This window comes from Actinoplanes sp. CA-051413 (genome assembly GCF_050955795.1).
Taxonomy (GTDB): domain Bacteria; phylum Actinomycetota; class Actinomycetes; order Mycobacteriales; family Micromonosporaceae; genus Actinoplanes.
In genome coordinates this window covers 3377442-3396147 of sequence record NZ_CP192100.1, presented here as the reverse complement: position 1 = coordinate 3396147, position 18706 = coordinate 3377442, and the positions used below count along the sequence as shown (strand labels likewise).

General features: G+C 72.3%; 15 protein-coding genes. 10 read left to right on the top strand and 5 right to left on the bottom strand.

Annotated elements, in window-relative coordinates:
* Positions 1 to 49: 49 nt before the first annotated feature.
* From ACQP2Y_RS16075 to ACQP2Y_RS16060, 4 genes are read left to right on the top strand one after another with little or no spacing between them, the layout of a single operon-like run.
* Complete coding sequence (locus ACQP2Y_RS16075; RefSeq protein ID WP_433728904.1) at positions 50 to 355, top strand: putative quinol monooxygenase; 306 nt, start codon at positions 50 to 52, stop codon at positions 353 to 355.
* A gap of 42 nt (positions 356 to 397) precedes the next feature.
* Positions 398 to 1381, top strand: a complete 984-nt coding sequence (locus ACQP2Y_RS16070) for an alpha/beta hydrolase (protein WP_433728901.1) — start codon at positions 398 to 400, stop codon at positions 1379 to 1381.
* On the top strand, positions 1378 to 2001 hold the full coding sequence (locus ACQP2Y_RS16065) for a class I SAM-dependent methyltransferase (RefSeq protein WP_433728898.1): 624 nt from the start codon (positions 1378 to 1380) through the stop codon (positions 1999 to 2001). Before ACQP2Y_RS16070 ends, ACQP2Y_RS16065 begins: the two co-directional genes overlap by 4 nt.
* Position 2002: 1 nt before the next feature.
* Positions 2003 to 3196: a low temperature requirement protein A gene (locus tag ACQP2Y_RS16060; RefSeq protein ID WP_433728896.1), complete on the top strand. Its 1194-nt coding sequence runs from the start codon at positions 2003 to 2005 to the stop codon at positions 3194 to 3196.
* Here ACQP2Y_RS16060 and ACQP2Y_RS16055 read toward each other — a convergent pair.
* Positions 3141 to 3563 (bottom strand): RidA family protein, encoded by a 423-nt coding sequence (locus tag ACQP2Y_RS16055; RefSeq protein WP_433728894.1) that lies wholly within the window; start codon positions 3561 to 3563, stop codon positions 3141 to 3143. The two genes, ACQP2Y_RS16060 and ACQP2Y_RS16055, sit on opposite strands and share 56 nt — an antisense overlap.
* Before the next feature lie 80 nt (positions 3564 to 3643).
* Here ACQP2Y_RS16055 and ACQP2Y_RS16050 point away from each other — a divergent pair, with 80 nt between their 5' ends.
* Positions 3644 to 4624 (top strand): helix-turn-helix transcriptional regulator, encoded by a 981-nt coding sequence (locus ACQP2Y_RS16050; protein WP_433728892.1) that lies wholly within the window; start codon positions 3644 to 3646, stop codon positions 4622 to 4624.
* 86 nt (positions 4625 to 4710) lie between these two features.
* Here the strand turns inward: ACQP2Y_RS16050 and ACQP2Y_RS16045 are convergent, their stop codons facing one another.
* From ACQP2Y_RS16045 to chvE, 3 genes are read right to left on the bottom strand one after another with little or no spacing between them, the layout of a single operon-like run.
* Entirely contained in the window at positions 4711 to 5655 is a 945-nt protein-coding gene (locus ACQP2Y_RS16045) for an acyltransferase domain-containing protein (RefSeq protein WP_433728888.1), read from the bottom strand.
* 10 nt (positions 5656 to 5665) lie between these two features.
* Positions 5666 to 8353, bottom strand: a complete 2688-nt coding sequence (locus ACQP2Y_RS16040) for a hypothetical protein (RefSeq protein ID WP_433728886.1) — start codon at positions 8351 to 8353, stop codon at positions 5666 to 5668.
* Between the two features lie 35 nt (positions 8354 to 8388).
* Positions 8389 to 9516: a multiple monosaccharide ABC transporter substrate-binding protein gene (gene chvE / locus ACQP2Y_RS16035; RefSeq protein ID WP_433728884.1), complete on the bottom strand. Its 1128-nt coding sequence runs from the start codon at positions 9514 to 9516 to the stop codon at positions 8389 to 8391.
* A gap of 149 nt (positions 9517 to 9665) precedes the next feature.
* Between chvE and ACQP2Y_RS16030 the strand changes: the two genes are divergently transcribed.
* Complete coding sequence (locus ACQP2Y_RS16030; protein ID WP_433728881.1) at positions 9666 to 12395, top strand: hypothetical protein; 2730 nt, start codon at positions 9666 to 9668, stop codon at positions 12393 to 12395.
* Between the two features lie 6 nt (positions 12396 to 12401).
* Here ACQP2Y_RS16030 and ACQP2Y_RS16025 read toward each other — a convergent pair whose 3' ends face one another.
* The gene (locus ACQP2Y_RS16025; protein WP_433728878.1) at positions 12402 to 13637 is read right to left on the bottom strand and encodes a methyl-accepting chemotaxis protein; all 1236 of its coding nucleotides are present in this window, start codon (positions 13635 to 13637) and stop codon (positions 12402 to 12404) included.
* Between the two features lie 152 nt (positions 13638 to 13789).
* Between ACQP2Y_RS16025 and ACQP2Y_RS16020 the strand changes: the two genes are divergently transcribed.
* From ACQP2Y_RS16020 to ACQP2Y_RS16005, 4 genes are read left to right on the top strand one after another with little or no spacing between them, the layout of a single operon-like run.
* On the top strand, positions 13790 to 15112 hold the full coding sequence (locus ACQP2Y_RS16020; protein WP_433728876.1) for an enolase C-terminal domain-like protein: 1323 nt from the start codon (positions 13790 to 13792) through the stop codon (positions 15110 to 15112).
* On the top strand, positions 15109 to 16173 hold the full coding sequence (locus tag ACQP2Y_RS16015; RefSeq protein ID WP_433728874.1) for a sugar ABC transporter substrate-binding protein: 1065 nt from the start codon (positions 15109 to 15111) through the stop codon (positions 16171 to 16173). The genes ACQP2Y_RS16020 and ACQP2Y_RS16015 overlap by 4 nt, the downstream gene beginning before the upstream one ends.
* Positions 16170 to 17678: a sugar ABC transporter ATP-binding protein gene (locus ACQP2Y_RS16010; protein ID WP_433728872.1), complete on the top strand. Its 1509-nt coding sequence runs from the start codon at positions 16170 to 16172 to the stop codon at positions 17676 to 17678. Before ACQP2Y_RS16015 ends, ACQP2Y_RS16010 begins: the two co-directional genes overlap by 4 nt.
* A complete protein-coding gene (locus tag ACQP2Y_RS16005; RefSeq protein ID WP_433728870.1) occupies positions 17671 to 18705 on the top strand; it encodes an ABC transporter permease in 1035 nt (344 codons plus the stop codon). The genes ACQP2Y_RS16010 and ACQP2Y_RS16005 overlap by 8 nt, the downstream gene beginning before the upstream one ends.
* Position 18706: the final 1 nt, after the last annotated feature.

The window sequence follows — 18706 nt, the reverse complement described above, 5'->3', positions numbered from 1 at the left end:
CCGCCAGATTGGGAGCTGCAACCAGCGGCACCGATCGAGGGGACATCCGATGACCATCAACCACGGCTTCCACGCCACCATGACCGCGCAGCCCGGCAAGGGTGACGCGGTGCTCGCGTTGCTGCTCGACGCGCCGTCACTGTCCGACGACGACTGTGTCGTCTTCCTGGTCGGCCGCTCGGCCGGCAACCCGGACGTCGTGCACGTCACCGAGGGCTGGACCAGCGCCGAGGCGCACAGCCGGTTCTTCGCGACCGCCGCGGCCCGGGAACTCGTGGCCGGGCTCCAGCCGCTGCTGGCCGGCGAGTCGCAGTACACCGACGAGGTGCCGGTCGGCGGCAAGGCCGCGTTCTGAGCACCCCTGCCCCGCGAACCCTTTCAGCGACAGGACTTCACCATGACTGAGCACCGTCCACCCTTCGACCCCGAGCTGGGCCGCCTCCTGGCCGGCCTGCCACCCGTACCGGAACTCACCACCGAAATCCTCGCCCAGATCCGCCCGTACTCGTCGGGACCCGTCGAACCCCTGCTCGCCGGCCGCGCCGTCGACCGGCGCGAGGTCAGCATCGCCGGTACGGACGACACCCCGATCACCCTGTCGATCTTCAGCCCGTCCGGTGGCGCCCGTCCCACGGCTGCACCGTGCGTGTACTGGATGCACGGCGGCGGCATGGTCATGGGCGACCGCTTCGCCCAGCTCGACATCCCGCTGGAATGGCTGGACGAGTTCGGCGCGGTCGTGATCTCAGTGGAGTACCGGCTGGCCCCGGAGCACACCGGCACGACCCCGGTCGAGGACTGCTACCGCGGCCTGCTCTGGGTCGCCGAGCACGCCGGTGAGCTCGGCATCGACCCGGCCCGCATCGTCGTGGCCGGGACCAGCGCCGGTGGCGGCCTCACCGCCGGGGTCGCCCTGCTGGCCCGCGACCGCGGCACCCCGGCCCTGGCCGCCCAGGTGCTGATCTGTCCCATGCTCGACCACCGCAACAACACCGTCTCCAGCCACCAGTACGCCGGCGGCCCAGGCGTGTGGACCCGCGAGATGAACGCCTTCGGCTGGCGGTCGCTGCTCGGCGACCTCGACCCCGGCGCCGTGCCCGTTCACGTCTCCCCCGCGCTGGCCGACGACCTGTCCGGCCTGCCGCCCACCTACATCGACACGGGCTCGGCCGAGGTGTTCCGCGACGAGGACGTCGCCTACGCCACCCGGATCTGGGCGGCCGGGGGCATCGCCGAGCTGCACGTCTGGGCCGGCGGCTTCCACGGGTTCGACGCGTTGTACCCGCACGCGCGGTTGTCCGCCGCGGCCCGCCGTACCCGTACCGGATGGCTCTCCCGGGTCCTGGACCCGGCCGGCGCCGAGCAAGGAGCAGTGCGATGACCTCCGAGCACCGTGCCGCTTTCCTGCACGAATTCCTGCGTGACCCGTTCACCGTCGCCGCCGTCGCCCCCAGCGGCGGGCCGCTGGCCGACCTCATCACCGCGCCCGTGCCCCGCGGCGGCGACCCGGTGGTCGTCGAGCTCGGTCCCGGCACCGGCGCGTTCACCGCCGCCGTCCAGCGGCGGCTCGCCGGCCGCGGACACCACATCGCCGTGGAGATCAATCGACGGTTCGCGGGGCTGCTGGCCGGCCGGTACCCGCAGGTCGACGTCGCCGTGGCCGACGCCCGCAACCTGCGGGAGGTGCTGGCCGAACGCGGTCACCGGCACGCCGACGTGATCGTGAGCGGACTGCCGTGGGCGGCGTTCGCCGGTGGCCGGCAGGACGAACTGCTGCACGCGGTCACCGACACGCTGGCCCCGGACGGCGCGTTCACCACCTTCGCCTACACGCTCGCCCGCTGGGCGCCGCCCGCCCGCCGGCTGCGCCGGTCCCTGGGCACCCGCTTCGACGAGGTGGTCGCCGGCCGGACGGTGTGGGCCAACGTGCCACCGGCGTTCGTCTACTACTGCCGGCGGCCCCGCGTAACGGTGCGGCCGCCGGCCCTGGTCCCGGCCTGACATGGCGCCGCGACGCGGGGTGCTGGCGAGGGTGCGCCCGGCCGGTGAGCAGCACCGGGCGACGCCTTTCGAGCTCTTCTTCGACCTGGTGTACGTCTTCGCGACCACGCAGATCACCGCCTACCTGGCCCACGAACACACCGCTTACGGCGTGCTACAGGGGTTGCTGGTGCTCGCGCTGCTCTGGGGAACCTGGTCCGGCTACACCTGGCTGGGCAACCACTCCCGGGCCGACCGGGGTCTGCTGCGCGCGGGCATGGTCGTCGCGATGGCGGCCATGTTCGTGGTGGCCCTGGCCATCCCCGAGGCGTGGCACGACGCGCCCGGCGGCCTCTCCGGCCCGCTGGTGCTGGTGTGCGCGTACCTGCTGGTCCGGTCGGTGCACCTGATGGTCTACGCCGTGGCCGCGACCGGTGACGCGGGGCTGCGGCATCAGGTCACCATCACCTGGCTGCCGCTGCTGGTCGGCGCGGGCCTGCTGGTGACCGGGGCTCTGCTGGGCGGCTGGGCCCAGCTGCTGCTGTTCGCGGTGGCCCTGGTGGTGGACTGGGCCGGCATCTACGTCACCGCCCGGCACGGCGCCTGGCGGCTGCACAGCCCGGCGCACCTGACCGAACGACACGGCCTGTTCGTCATCCTGGCCCTGGGCGAGTCGGTCGTCGCGATCGGAGTGGGTGCGGCCGGCCAGCCGATCAGCGTGCCGCTGCTGGTCGCCGCCGTGCTGGGCGTCGGCGTGGCCGTCTGCCTCTGGTGGCTGTACTTCGACGTGGTGGCGTCCGCGGCCGAACACCGCCTGCTGCGGGCGGACGGCCAGGCCCGGGTCAGCCTGGCCGTCGACGCCTACACGTACGGGCACTTCCCGCTGGTCGCCGGCATCGTGCTCACCGCGCTCGGCGTCGAGGGGGTGGTGGCGCACGCCGGCGACACCGAGCCGCTGGGCGCCTGGTACGCGCTGTCGCTCTACGGTGGTGCGGCGCTGTACCTCGGTGGGCATCTGCTGTTCGCGTACCGCATGCACACGGTGCTGAGCGCGCCCCGGCTGGTCGCGGCAGGCGTCCTGCTCGCGGCCGTTCCGGCCGCTGTGGTGCTGCCGCCGACGGCGGGGCTGGCCGGACTGGTCGCGGTGCTGACCGCGCTGATCATCGCCGAGACGAACCGGTGGTCGCCGCGGCGGTTCCTTCGAGCTCGACCATGAGGGCCGGGACCGCCAGCCGGGTCACACCCAGCAGCGTGGTGGCCGGAGCGGCTCCGGCGGCTCCCAGCCTCGATGCCAGCACGCCGTAGTGCTCGAAGAGCCGATCGACGTCGGTGGTGTAGACGGTGAGCCGGACGAGATCCGCCAAGGACATGCCCGCCCCGGCCAGCACGGCCTCCAGGTTGTCGAGGCTGAGGGTCAGCTGCGCCGCCAGGTCACCGTCGTGCTGAGGCTTGCCGTCGCTGCTCATCGCGGCCTGCCCGGCGCAGTACAGGGTCCGGGTGGGCCCGGTGACCAGTTCGGCCTGGTTGTAGCCCAGCTCCGCCGACCACGTCCACGGGTTGACCGCCATTCGATCCGTTGTCATCACAGCTCCCTTTCGTCGAGAGGAAGCCTCGCAGCCGATATACGACACCCTGTGTCGTGTATTGCTGCCATAGTTTGCCGATGCGAGCGGACCGGCTGGTCTCCCTGGTGCTGCTGCTGCGCCGGCACGGCCGGATGTCCGCGGCCGCACTGGCCCGCGAGCTGGAGGTGTCCACCCGTACCGTGCTGCGCGACATCGAAGCGCTGTCGGCGGCCGGCGTCCCGGTCTACGCCGAACGCGGCCGGCACGGCGGTTTCGCGCTGCTGCCCGGCTTCCGGACCGAGCTGACCGGGCTCAACCACGACGAAGCGCTCGCTCTGCTGGTCGCCGGCTCGCGGCGCGGCGCGCAGGTCTTCGGTCTGGGGTCGGCGCTCGCCTCGGCCATGCTCAAGGTGGTCGACGCGCTGCCCGAAAGCTACCGGGACACCGCGTCCGACGCGGTGGGACGGCTGCTCATCGACCCGCAGACCGACCTGCTGTCGCGCCGGCTGGTCGCCGAGGAGCTTCCCGACAGCATCGCGGCCGCGGTCCGGCGCGCGGTCTTCGCCGGCCACAAGCTGCGCATCCGCTATGCGGCTGCGGGCCAGACCCCACGGTGGCGCACGGTGGATCCGATCGGGCTGGTGACCGTACGGGAGCAGGGCTATTTGCTGGCCACCAGAGCCGGCGCGGACCGCACGTACCGGCTGTCCCGCGTCCTGGCGGCCGAGGAGCTCGCCGAACCCGCCGACCGCCCGGACCGGGTCGATCTGGACCGGGCCTGGCAGGAACGCAGCACGCGGTTCCGCGCCGGCGGGGACACCGTGACCGCGACGGTACGGGTGCACGCGGCGCGACGCGAGGAGCTGGTGGGCACCGCGGTGGCCGTGCGTGAGGAGCAAGCCGACGCGGACGGCTGGCTACGGCTGGAGGTCACCTTCCAGGACGGGCGGCACGCCGAATGGGCACTGTGGCAGCTCGCCACGAGCGCCGAGGCCCTGGCTCCGGCATGGTTGCGCACCGCCCTGCGCGACCGCGCCACCGCGATCGCCACCCGCTACGAGGCGTCCGCTGAGAGCTGAGGGCGGCTGGTCGGCCGTGACACACGCTCTACAGCATCCTAGGAACCTAGCTGGTAAGCGATGCAGTCGCTCACCGGCAGCCTTGGCTAGACCGGGAAGCGGCCCTTACGCCAGCGCCAGTGGCCACCCGTCTTCAGGTGGTCGACGATCGCACGCTGGAGTGTCGTGTTACGGGGAAGCTGGTCGAGCGGCGTCGTCAGCGTACGGAACACGAACCGCAACGCCTCCTCGTCCGCGTCCAGCCCTTCCGGCTCCTCGTACGGCTCCAGCTCGAACCGCCGCTGGAACCGCACGATGTTGGATTCCTCGGGCAGATACTCCAGCAGTTGCGGGTCGAGCAGCCACGAACCGCAGGAGAACTCCGTGTACCGCTCCTCGGGGAAGTGGCGCGGGAAGAACGCCCGAGCCTCGTCGAGCGACGCCGCCACCGCCTCCGGGGTCAACGGGCCCGACTCGGGGATGTGCAGGCCGATGGCCGTGTCGCCGCGCTGGTGTTGCAGGCGGCCCAGCTCGTACAGGCCGCCGCGCGCGTGCAAGGTCAGCCAGCTCTGCATGACCGGCCAGCCCTCGCCGCGCATCCGCCGGTCGACGGCGAGGTTGCGGCCCAGGTCCGCGAGGGTCACCCACGACACGGCATCGGCGATGCCGTGCTCACGGTGGTACGCCGTGACGACGTCCACCAGGGCCAGATACGCGTACACGTAGAGGTGCCGCCAGGCCGGTCCCCGGTCGCGCGGCAGCACCGGGCCGGGCGGCAGCCAGTCGAAGCCCGCGAGGTCCGCCCGCACCAGGGCGGTCGAGCGGTCGAGCAGCCAGCGCAGCTCCGGCGTCCACAGCGGAGAGTCCGGGTCGGGCCAGCCGGCCATGATCTCCGCGGCGTCGTCGGGCCGCACCGCCAGCCGCTCGAGCATCCCCGGCGCGTCGGCCTTGGCGGGCAGCGGGGCCGACGGCCGGTCACCGGCGAGTCGCTGCACGCGCTCGACGTCCTCGACGGGCACTCCGAGCCGGAAAGCGGTGTCTTCCAGATCCACAAGCCCGACCCTACCGCCGCGCGCCGGGCGGGTCCGAGACGCTCCCGGTCACCGTGCCCAGGTCCGGCAGACCGTGCCCCGAACCGGACAGCGCGAACCGGATCCGCTCGACCGGCTCGGGCAGTTCGTCGGCGATCGTCGGCACGGTCAGCTCGGCGGTCAGCCGATCCGAGGCGAACTCGGCCAGGACGCCGAAGAACTCAAGGTCCGACAACGGCCGGCTCGGTTCCGCCTCGTAGCCGCCCGCTTCGGCCAGCCAGTCCGGATGCACGTCCGTCGTGGACAGTTCCGGATCGTCACCCGGCGCCCGGACCGTCGCCTCCACGTAGATCCGGCCCTCGATGGTGTCCGACAGGGTGATCCGCCACCGCAACGTGCCACCTTCCACCACCGAGTCGGCGACCAGTTCGACGGTGACCTCGGGGGCCGGGTCGTCGTCGCGTACCCGGAGCCGGCCGATCCAGTTGCCGACCTGCACGCCCCGCACGGCCTTGACCTTCACCACGAGCCGTTGGTCGGCACCGTAGAGCCGGTCGCCCGCGACGGTGAACGGCACCGGGACGGTGGTGCGGCCGGGGCGGACCGCGGCGACCCAGGAACGCGTACGGCCGGTCGACAGGTCGGCCAGGAACAGTCTCACCCGGCCGGCCCCGCGGCCGGTGACCCGGACCGGCACCTGCACCGTACGTTCGCCGGCATCGTTCTCGTCGACAGTGAGGTCGTCGGCGTCGATGCGCGGCAACGCGTCCGGCCGTGGGGCGGGCAGGCCCGGCCGCCACCCCCAGGCGTCGATCAGCCAGGCCGTTCCGCCGGGGCTGCGCGGCACGAGCCGCAGTTCGGCGAGCGAGGTGAGGCCCTGCAACGGCAATCGCACCTCCTGCGCCCAGTAGCGCGGCAGGTTGTCCGAGGAGGGCAGCCCGTCCAGGGTCACCGTGCCGAGGTCAGCGCTGCGGCCGTGGCGGTCGGTGGCGACGACGCCGATCCGCGTACCGGTGCTGCCTGGCGGGACGATGAGCCGCAGGGCCAGATCGCCGGCGACCGGCCGCGGGTGCGCCGGACGCAGGCCGGTCGCCTCCCCCGGTTTCGACCAGGTCATCTTGACCGAGTGCCGGCCCGGCTCGTCGGCCGCCAGGTCGATTCCCACGAAGTGCGGCGACCACGCCCAGAGGTTGTCGTCAGGGTGGGCCAGGCAGGCCCGGCCGGGATCGGGGTCGACCTGTTCGCAGAGCCGGCCGTGCCCGGTGACGGTCAGCGATTCGTCGGGCAGCACCGCGGGCGTCCGGCCGGCGCCCACGGCATGGCTGAGCACCCGGGCCGGATCCGCCGACGGGGCCCGGACTCCGGTGCCGTCGAGCAGGGGCCGCACCCGGTCGTCGCCGGCCACGAACGCCCGCGCCGCGGCCGCGATGTAGGTCGCCCCGGCCCGCTGCTGCTGGGCCGCGGTCAGCCGGGCCGGCCGGCCCGGGCTGCACACCGGATCGTCGACACCGCGCGGGAAGTCGTCACCGGCCGGCGCGACGGCCTGTCCCGGCGTCCACTCGGTGTTGAAGTAGTTGTGGTTGGCCCCGACCATGAACAGCGCACTGTGCATCGCCGCGCCGTTGCTGACGCCCCGCGTGGCGTCGACGTACATCTGACCGGACAGGTCGGCGACGTCGTTGTCGCAGCCGGGCAGCAGCACCGCCGCCGGCACATCCGGCGCCTGGTTCTGCCCGAAGGCCGTCGGGCCGATCAGCAGCATGCCGCGCACTGTCCAGCGCACCGGGCCGTGGTAGCCGTCCCGCGCGGCGGGCGGTGGGGTGAGGCTGTCGATGGCGGCCCGGTTGACCCCTTCGCCGCCGCGGGAGTGCCCGATCAGCAGCACCCGGCCGAGGTCGGCGGGCGGGGCGGCCCGCACGATCGCCGGCGCGCCCGACCGCCGGGGGCCGGCCCAGTCCGCCCACTGCGCGAGGTGCGCCCGGACCAGCGAGGACCGGGCCTGCGCCCCGCCGTCGCCGTCGGGCTCATCCTGCGCGTTGATGCCGTTGGCCGAAATCGAGATGGTGACGTAGCCCTGCGAGGCGAGCAGTTCCTGGGCCTGGCGGTAGCCGCGGTAGCTGGGCAGGGGCCGGCTGCCCGCGGGGCACGGCCAGCGGTACGCGGCACTGTCCGGCCCGCCGTAGCAGGTCGCGTGCTTGCCGTGCAGGAACACCGCCAGCGGGCGGGCGCCGGGCGCACCCAGGGGCGCTGTCACCAGCGCCTGCATCTCGACCGCGGCCGGATAGCCGGGCAACGTCAGCGGAGGCAGCGTGTACTCGCCGGACCGGACGCGGTAGGGACCGGCAATTCCGGGATCAACCGGGTTCGCGGGCAGCGCCGGGCCGGGTGTGGCCGTCCCGGGTACGGGGCCGGAGCGCCTAGCCACGGCCGGAGCGCGGTCCAGCCGGCGCCCGCCGGCCCGGACTGCCAGACCGGCCGGGACAGTGGCACCGGACCAGCGCAGGGCGAAGGTGTGCGGGTCGAGCCGGCGGGCCACCCCGAGCCGGCGCTGCCCCGCCCAGAACTCGACCGCCGCGTCACCGACCGGGATCGCCTCCGGCGACCGCCAGGTGACCGTGTCGCCGCTGATCCGCCAGCCCGTTCCGGGCGCCGAGGGCGACGGCGCCGCGCCGTGGGCCGCCGCCGGGATCGCGCTCGGTACCCCAGCGCCGACGGTCATCGGGACCAGAGTCAGAGCCGCCAGGGCCGCGATCCTCACTGCAGCTTGGTCTTCGTGTAGAAGCCGCTGTCGATGAGGACCTTCTCGTAGTTGGTCTTGTTCACGATCTCCGTGTCGAGCAGCGTCGACGGCACGACCTTCACGCCGTTCTCGTAGTCCTTGTTGTTGTTCGTGGTCGGTTTCTGGCCCTTGAGCACGGCATCGGCCATCTGTGCGCTGGTCCGGGCCAGCACCCGGTAGTCCTTGAAGATCGTCGAGTACTGCTCACCCGCGATGATCGACTTGACCGAGGCCGCTTCGGCGTCCTGGCCGGTCACGACCGGGTACGGCTGACCGGCCGTGCCGTAGCCGTTGCTCTTCAGCGCGGAGACGATGCCGATCGACAGGCCGTCGTACGGCGACAGCACACCGTCCACCCGCAGGCCGGAACGGTACGTCGAGGTCAGCAGGTTCTCCATCCGGTCCTGGGCGACCGCCGGCTTCCACCGCAGGATCGCGATCTTCTTGAAGTCGGTCTGCTTGCTCGGCACCTTCAGCGTGCCGTCGTCCAGGTACTTCTTCAGCACCGACATCGCGCCGTTGTAGAAGAACGTCGCGTTGTTGTCGTCCGCCGAGCCGGCGAACAACTCGACGTTGAACGGGCCCTTCGCGGAGCCCTTGGACCCGTCGGCGTTGAGCAGCTTGAGGCCGGTCAGCAGCGACGTCGCCTGCTGCACGCCGACCCGGAAGTTGTCGAAGGTGGCGTAGTAGTCCACGTTGGGCGAGTTACGGATCAGCCGGTCGTACGCGATCACCGGGATCTTGTTGTCCGCCGCGCTCTGCAGCTGGGTGGTGATCGCGGTGCCGTCGATGGGCGCGATGATCAGCAGCTTGGCACCCTTGGTGATCTGGTTGTCCAGCTGGTTGATCTGGGTGGGGATGTCGTCCTCGGCGTACTGCAGGTCGACCTTGTAGCCGAGGGCCTCGAGCTCCTTCTTGACGTTCTCGCCGTCGCCGTTCCAGCGCTCCGAGGAGCGGGTGGGCATGGTGACGCCGATCAGCGCGCCGGCGTTGCCGGTGCCGGCCGTCTTCTTGTCTGCCGTCTTCTCGCTGGAACCACAGGCGGCCAGGGAGAAGGCCAGGACGACGGCCGATGCCGCCACCAGGATGCGGGTGTTTCGCATGCACGAACTCCTCAATGCTTCACGGGCGGGTGCGCCGGCGGAACGATCCCGACCGTAGGGACCGGGGCGTTGTTCGTGTTCGGCGTCGGCCGCTGAACAACCAACGCTGGACATCGGCGAGGACAATGACCGCGACGAATGGAGGGCCGGTGCCCCGACAGGAACGTCCGCTGGAGTCCGAGGAGACGCCTCTGCTGCGGTTCGCCGGTGATCTGCGGCGCCTGCGGCGGCGGGCCGGCCTGCCCTCGTACCGGGAGCTGGGCAAGCGGACGAGCTACTCGGCCGCGGCACTGTCCGAGGCGCTGTCCGGACGCCGGCTGCCGAGCCTGGCCGTCACCGCGGCGATCGTCCGGGCCTGCGCCGGCGACGTCGGCGAATGGACCGAGCGGTGGCGGCAGCTGGCGGCCGCGCAGCCCGGCGCGGACGGTGAGGCGCCCATGCCGTACGTGGGACTGGCCCCTTACCAGGTGGCCGACGCCGACCGGTTCTTCGGCCGCGAGGCGTTGACCGACACGCTGCTGACGCTGGTCGACGAGCGGCCGTTCGTCGGGATCTTCGGCTCCTCCGGGGCGGGCAAGTCGTCGCTGCTGCGGGCCGGCCTGGTCGCCCGCAGCGCGCGCACCGCGATCGTCGTGACCCCGGGAGCCGACCCGATCACCGAGCTGGCCGTGCCCGTCGCGAACCTCGCCGACGAGCCCGCGGACCGGGTCCGTGACGACCTCGCCGCCGACCCGCAGGCCCTGCGCGGCTGGCTCGCGAAGGCCGCCGCCGACCTGTTGCTGGTCGTCGACCAGTTCGAGGAGGTGTTCACGCTCTGCGACGAAGCCGCCCGGCTGTGGTTGATCCGGGCGCTGACCACGGCCGCGGGACCGCACAGCCGGGTGGTGATCAGCGTCCGCGCCGACTTCTACGGTCGCTGCGCCCGCCACCCGGAGCTGGTGGCCGCGCTGCACCGGGCGCAGGTCCTGGTCGGCCCGATGTCCACCGAGGAGCTCCGGTCGGCGATCACCGGACCGGCCGCCCACGCGGGGGCCACGATCGAGACGGCGCTGCTGGCCCGGCTCGTCTCGGACGTCAGCGGGCAGCCCGCCGTGCTGCCGCTGGTGTCGCACACGCTCGCCGAGACCTGGCGGCGCCGGCGCGGCGTGGTGCTCACCCTGACCGGCTACGAGGACGTCGGCGGCATCGAGCACGCGCTGGCCCGCACCGCCGAGCACACCTTCGACCAGCTCACCGAGGCCGAGCGCGGCGCGGTCCGGCTGCTGTTCCTGCGCCTGGTGGTGCCCGGCGACGGCACCGAGGACACCAGGCGGCGGGTCCGGCGGGCCGACCTGCAGGTGCCGGACGCCCTGCTCGACCGGCTCGCCGCCGCCCGGCTGATCACCATCGACCGCGACAGCGTCACCCTGACCCACGAGGCGCTCCTCAAGGCCTGGCCACGGCTGGCCGGCTGGATCGCCGACGACCGTGACGACCTGCGCGCCCAGCACCGGCTCACCGAGGCCACGGCCGTCTGGGAGGCCCACGCGTACGACCCCGACACCCTCTACCGTGGCACCCGGCTCGAACAGGCGGCCCGGCTGCGCGACCGGCTCAACCCCCGCGAGCGGGCGTTCGTGGCCGCCGGCCTCGCCGTCGAGGACGCCCGGACGCGAGCTGACCAGCGCACCACCCGGCGGTTGCGCCGGTTCGCCGCGGGGCTGACGGTGCTGGCCGTCCTGCTGGCCGGGACAGCGGTCGCCGCCGCGGCGGCCCAGCACCGGGCCGCTCGGCAGCGCAACGAGGCACTGTCCCTGCGCGCCACCGATGCCGCCCGCGACCTGATCGCCACCCGGCCCACGGACGCCGCAGCCCTGGCTCTGGCCGCGTACCGGCTCGCACCCACTGTCGAGGCCCGCGACGTGCTGCTCCTGGCGCACGCCGCCGCGGGCGCCACCACCCTCGGGCGCGGATACGTGCACCCGCCCGGCCGGTTCGCGGTCACCTACGACACCCGCACGCTGGGGGAACGGCTGTGGCGGCGGGACGGTGAGACGTGGCGGCAGGCCGGCAGCCTGCCCACCGCCAACAGCTACCTGCACATGAACAGCCTCGACGAGCGCCGGGCGATCTACTGGAGCGGAAGCACCCGTTCCCAGCTCTGGGACCTGGCTGATCTGAACCGCCCCCGGTCCGTCCGGGTGCCGGCCGGACTGGGGCTGATGCAGGGCATGGACCGGACCGGCTCGCTGCTGAGCGCCCTGGGCCCGGACCGTACGGCCAGAGTCTGGCGCGTCGGTGACCGCTCGATCCGCACCTTGCCGGCCCGCGACGTGATCGGGACAGCGGTGCTCGCCGACGGCACGGGCGTCGTCCTCAGCCGGCGCACCGGCGACCAGGACACCATCGAACGCTGGACCGTCGACGGCCGCCGGACCAGCACCCTGCTGCAGGTCCCGCACCCCGCGATCGTCCAGGCGGGACCGGCCGGGCTGATCGCCGTCACGTCGTACGTGAACGACACGACCACGACCGTCCTGGACCTGGCCGATCCGCACGCGCCGCGAGTCGTGGCCCGCGTCAGCGGCCTCGACGAGACGACCGGCCTGTCCTTCGACGCCGCCGGGCGAACCGTGGCGGTCGTCGACGGGGCCGGGGCCCGGATCTGGGACACCGCGACCGGCCGGGACCTCCTCCGGCTGCACACCCAGGGCCTGCGCCTCAGCTCGCCCAGGCTCAGTGGCAACGACCTGTTCGTCCTGGACGGCAAGTCGGCGATGTGGCGCATCAACCCCGATCTCGCCGCGGTGATCCGGACGACATGCGAGCGGCCGGTCACCGTGGACTGGCACCGGTATTTCCCCGACACCAGCCGCCGGCCGCTGTGCCCGCCACTGTGAGGCCGCTCAGTACTTGAACTGGCTGACCAGGGTGTGCAGCGTCGCGCTCATCGTGGCCAGCTCGTTGACCGCGGCCTGGGAGCCCCCGATCGCGGTGGACGTCTCCGTCGCGGCGCCGGCGACCGCCGTCAGGCTGCCGGAGATGTCGCGGCTGCTGCCGGAGGCGTCGGAGATGACCTCGGAGGCGACCACGGCGAAGCCCTTGCCCATCTCGCCGGCCCGGGCCGCCTCGATGGTGGCGTTGAGGGCGAGCAGGTTGGTCTGCTCGGCGATCGCGGTGATCAGCTTGATGACGTTGTCGATCTCGACGGACGAGGTGCCGAGCTCCTTGACGGTCCGGGTGGCCTCGCTCGCCACGTCGACGGCCTCGGCGCCGGCCCGGCTGGCGTCGGCGGCGTTCGAGGCGATCTCCCGGATCGACGCGCCCATCTCCTCGGCGCCCGCGGCGACCGTGGTCAGCGCCCCGCTCATCGACTCGGTCGCGTCCGCGACGCCGCCGACCTGACGGGACGTGTCGGCGGCCGAGCCGGCGATCTGCTGCGAGCTGGCCGAGAGCTGCTCGGAGGCGGCGGCCAGCGAGGTGGCCTGGTCGCCGATCTGCCGGATCGTGCCGGCCAGCTTGGCGACGAACCGGTTGAACGCGGCGGCCAGCGGACCGAACTCGTCCCTGCGCGTCTCGTCGACCCGGCGGGTGAGGTCACCTTCGCCGTCCGCGATCTCGGACATCCGGCCGGTCAGCGCCGACAGCGGGCGCAGGATGCTGCGCGCGATCAGGAACGCCAGGATGCTGACCAGCAGCGCGGCGGCGACGATGCCGACCAGGACCGCGACCCGGGCTCCGTCGGCGGTCTCTGCCGTCTCCGTCGCCCGCGCGCCCAGCAGGCTCGTCTCGGCACCCGACAGTTCCGCGATGACGGTACGGATCTGGTCCATGACCGTCTTGCCCTTGTCGGTCAGCACGACGGCCTGCGCGGCGGCGAAGCCGTCGGTACGGCGCAGCTCGATCGTGTCGGCGAGCTCGGCGAACTTGCTCTCCACCAGCGGCCGCAGAGTGGTGATCCGCGCCTGCTGCTCGGCGTTGTCGCTGGTCAGCTCGGCGACCGCGGTGATGGCTCCGTCGATCGACTGCTTCGCGCTCTCGTACGGCGCCAGATACCGGTCCTCCCCGGTGATCAGTGACCCGGCCCGGGCACCACCCCGCGCGGAGCCCCCGTTCTCAAGATCGTCAACTTCGCCGCGCAACTTAGCGCAAGACATCTGATTTCTGGCTCTGAACAGGACAGCAGTATCCGCCCGTAGACACGGGAGGTCACCGGCGCCTATAAATACATCAGATGTCTAAGGCCTGCTGCGGCCGAGCGTGGGGCGCGGGCCACCACAGAGCAGGAGCCTCGGTGACTGAGCGCATCTCGTCCGTCGACACCTTCGACATCCGGTTCCCGACGTCGCGGCAGCGCGACGGGTCCGACGCCATGAACCCGTTCCCGGACTACTCCGCCGCGTACATCGTGCTGCGCACCACGGCCGGCGCCGAGGGCCACGGGTTCGTCTTCACCGTCGGCCGCGGCACGGAGATCGAGGTCGCCGCCATCCGGTCGCTGGCCACGATGGTCACCGGACTGCCGGTCGACGACCTGGTGGCCGATCCCGGGGCGCTGGCCCGGCGGCTCATCGGCGACAGCCAGATCCGCTGGCTGGGACCGGAGAAGGGGGTCGTGCACATGGCCGCCGGCGCTCTGGTCAACGCGGTCTGGGACCTCGCCGCCAGGCGCGCGGGCCAGCCGTTGTGGCGACTGCTGGCCACCCTCACCCCGGAGCAGGTCGTGGCCCAGATCGACTGGCGCTACCTGCGCGACGCGCTGACCGAGGACGAGGCGCTGGCCATGCTGCGCGACGCGGCCCCGGGCAAGGCCGAGCGCGAACGGACCTTGCTGGCCGAGGGCTACCCGGCGTACACGACCACGCCCGGCTGGCTCGGCTACGACGACGAGAAGCTCGCCCGGCTGTGCAAGCAGGCGGTCTCCGACGGCTATCAGCTGATCAAGCTGAAGGTCGGGGCGGACCTCGAGGACGACGTCCGGCGGCTGGCCATCGCCCGGCGCGCGGTCGGTCCGGACGTGCACCTCGCGGTCGACGCCAATCAGGTCTGGGGAGTGTCCGACGCGATCGGCTGGATGCGGGAGCTGGCGCCGTTCGACCCGTACTGGATCGAGGAACCGACCTCGCCGGACGACGTCCTCGGGCACGCCGCGATCCGGTCGGCGCTGGCGCCGATCCGGGTCGCCACCGGCGAGCACATGCACAACGCCGTCATGTTCAAGCAGCTGCTGCAGGCCGGCGCGGTCGACGTGGTCCAGATCGACGCCTGCCGCGTCGGCGGCGTCAACGAGAACCTGGCGATCCTGCTGCTGGCGGCGAAGTTCGGCGTCCCCGTCTGCCCGCACGCGGGCGGGGTGGGCCTCTGCGAGCTCGTGCAGCACCTGGCCATGTTCGATTTCATCGCGGTCAGCGGCACGGCCGAGGGCCGCGCCATCGAGTACGTCGACCACCTGCACGAGCACTTCACCGCCCCGGTACGCATCGAGAACGGTCGCTACATGGCGCCCCGGACGGCCGGGATGAGCGCGCAGATGCTGCCGTCGACGCTCACGGCGTACCGGTATCCCGACGGCCCCCGATGGGCCGGCGCCGAATCATCAGATGGAGGACACCGATGAACCGCATAATTCTGCTCGGTCTGGCGGTCGTCACGACGGTCGGCGTCACGTCCGCGCTGGCCGGCTGCAACCGCGACTCGCCGGCGGCCGACGGCGGCGGGGCCACGGCCCCGATCGTCGGCGTCGACTACCCGAGGTCGGACACCGACTTCTGGAACTCCTACATCAGGTACGTGCCCGAGTCCGCCCGGGACCTCGGCGTCGGGCTCAAGACGACGAACTCGCAGAACGACGTGGCCTCCTTGATCTCGAACGTGCAGACGTTCGTCAGCCAGGGCGTCAAGGCCGTGGTGATGGCCCCGCAGGACACCGCCGCCATCGCACCCAGCCTCGAACAGCTCGCCGCCAAGAAGATCCCGGTCGTCACCATCGACACCCGGCCCGACACCGGATCCGTCGCCATGGTGGTGCGGGCCGACAACCGCGCCTACGGCACCAAGGCGTGTCAGTTCCTGGGCGCCAAGCTGGGCGGCAAGGGCAAGGTCGTGATGCTCCAGGGTGACCTCGCGTCGATCAACGGCCGCGACCGCACCGAGGCCTTCAACGACTGCATGAAGAAGGACTTCCCCGGCATCAAGGTCTTCGGCGAGGTGACCGACTGGAAGGGCGACGTCGCGGCGTCCAAGCTGCAGACGCGCTTGGCGTCCGACCCTGACCTCAAGGGCGTCTACATGCAGTCGTCGTTCGCGCTCTCCGGCACCAAGCAGGTGCTCAAGCAGAAGGGCCTGCTGGTGCCCCCGAGCGACCCCAAGCACGTCTTCATCGTCTCCAACGACGGGATTCCCGAGGAGCTCAAGGACATCAAGGCCGGCCTCATCGACGCGACGGTCAGCCAGCCCGCCGACCTGTACGCGAAGTACGGGCTCTTCTACGCCAAGGCCGCCATCGACGGCAAGACGTTCCAGCCCGGGCCGACCGACCACGACAGCACCATCATCAAGGTGCGCGACGGCCTGCTCGAGGATCAGCTCTCCGCGCCGCTGGTCACCGCGGACGGCGCGACGATCGGCGGTGAGAAGACGGCGAAGTACGACGACAAGTCGCTGTGGGGCGCCTCATGACGGCCGCGGAGCCGGTCGTCGAGGCCGCCGGCATCAGCAAACGCTACGGGTCCACAGTCGCGCTGGACCGGGCCGCCATCACGGTACGGCCCGGCGAGACGCACGCCTTGGTCGGCCGCAACGGCGCCGGGAAGTCGACGATGGTCGCCCTGCTGACCGGGCTGCAGGCGCCGGACACCGGCCGGATCACCTTCGGCGGACGGCCCGCCCCGCCGCTCGGTGACCGCGACGCGTGGCGCCGGCAGGTGGCCTGCGTCTACCAGAAGTCGACGATCATCCCGACCCTCACCGTCGCCGAGAACCTGTTCCTGAACCGGCACGACCGCGGCGCCGGCGGCCTCATCCGCTGGGGTGCGCTGCGCCGCTCCGCGCGCGAGCTGCTGGCGACCTGGTCGGTCGACGTGGACGTGGACCAGCCGGCGTCGGCGCTGACCGTCGAGCAGCGGCAGTTCGTGGAGATCGCCCGCGCGCTGTCGTTCGGCGCCCGCTTCATCATCCTCGACGAGCCGACCGCCCAGCTCGACGGCACCGGCATCACCCGGCTCTTCGCCCGCATCGAAGCCCTGCGCTCGCAGGGCGTCACCTTCCTGTTCATCAGCCACCACCTGCAGGAGATCTACGAGATCTGCGACGTGGTGACCGTCTTCCGCGACGCCCGGCACATCCTCACCACCGAGGTCGCCGAGCTCGACCGCGCCGCCCTGGTGGCGGCGATGACCGGCGAGGACGTCAGCCTGGCCGGCGACACGCACCGGCGGCCGCCGGCCGCGGACGCCGAGGTCCGCGTCGTCGTTCGCGACCTGGTGACGGCGTCCGGCGCCGAAGCGTCGTTCGAGGCGCGGGCGGGCGAGGTGATCGGGCTGGCCGGCGGGGGCGGCAGCGGCAAGTTCGAGGTGGCCGAGGCCCTGGTCGGACTGGCCCGGCCGGCCGCGGGCACGGTCGCCGTCGACGGCCGTACGCTGCGCCGGGGCAGCGTGCCGGACGCGCTCGCCGCCGGCGTGGGCCTCGTCCCGCAGGACCGGCACCGGCAGGGCCTGGTGCCGCTGCTGTCCGTCGCCGAGAACATCACCATGACCGTGCCCGAGCGGGTCGGCCGGCGCGGTCTCATCTCGTCGGCCCGCCGCGATGCCTTCGCCGGCCGGTTCATCACCGACCTGGCCATCAAGGCTTCCGGCCCGCAGGTGCCCGTCTCCGACCTCTCCGGAGGCAACCAGCAGAAGGTGGTCATGGGCCGTGCCCTGGCCGGCGACCCCAGACTGCTGGTCCTCATCACGCCGACCGCCGGCGTGGACGTGCGATCCAAGCAGACCCTGCTCGGCGTGGTCGAGCAGGTACGCCGGCGCGGCAGTGTCGTGCTGGTCGTCTCCGACGAGCTCGACGATCTGCGCGTGTGCGACCGCGTCCTGGTCATGGTCCGGGGCCGGGTCGTGCGGGACATGCCGTCCGGCTGGCGCGACAACGACCTGGTAGCCGCCATGGAAGGGGTCGATCTCGACCATGTCTGACACGCTCTCCGGCACCACCGCTCCCCCGGCCGCCCCGGCGCCGCCGGCCACCCGCCGTACCCTCGCGCTGGCCCGGATGCGCGACCTCGCGCTGGTGCCGGCCATCATCGCGGTCGCCATCGTGGGTTTCATCGTCAGCCCGGTGTTCCTGCAACCGGACAACATCATCAACGTGCTGCAGAGCATGTCCGAGATCGCCATCGTCGTGCTGGCCGAGACCCTGGTGCTGATCGCCGGGAAGATGGACCTGTCGCTGGAGTCGACCTTCGGGCTGGCGCCGGGCGTCGCGGCCTGGCTGATCGTCGACCCGGCGGTGACCCACGGTCTCGGCGTGCACGCCCTGCCGGGCGCCCTGGCCGTCCCGCTGGTGCTGCTGACCGGCGCGCTGATCGGCGCCTTCAACGGCCTGCTGATCGTGCGCTTCGGGCTCAACGGCTTCATCGTCACGCTCGGTATGCTCATCGTCCTGCGCGGCCTGCTAACCGGCATCTCCGGCGGCAAGACCTTCTTCGCCCTGCCGGAGTCCATGACCTACCTCGGCTCCACGTCCTGGCTGGGCGTGCCCGCGTCGATCTGGATCACCCTGGCCCTGTTCGCCGTGGCCGTCGTGGTCCTCGGCTACACCCGGGCCGGGCGTTCGCTGTACGCGATCGGCGGCAACGTCGACGCCGCCCGGGCGGCCGGCATCCGGACGGACCGGGTCGTCTGGCTGACCCTGATCATCGCCGGCACGCTGGCCGCCCTCGCCGGCCTGCTGATCAGCGGACGGCTCGCGTCGGTCACCGCGGCGCAGGGCGACGGGGCGATCTTCCAGGTCTTCGCCGCGGCCGTCATCGGCGGCGTCAGCCTCAACGGCGGCAAGGGAACCGTCTTCGGGGCCTTCACCGGCGTGCTGCTGCTCTTCATGATCATCAACGTGCTGACGCTGGGCGGCGTGCCGGCCCAGTGGACCAACTTCCTCAACGGTGCGGTCATCCTGGTCGCGCTGGTCGTCTCCCGGATCACCGGCGGCAAGGCCCAGACCTGAC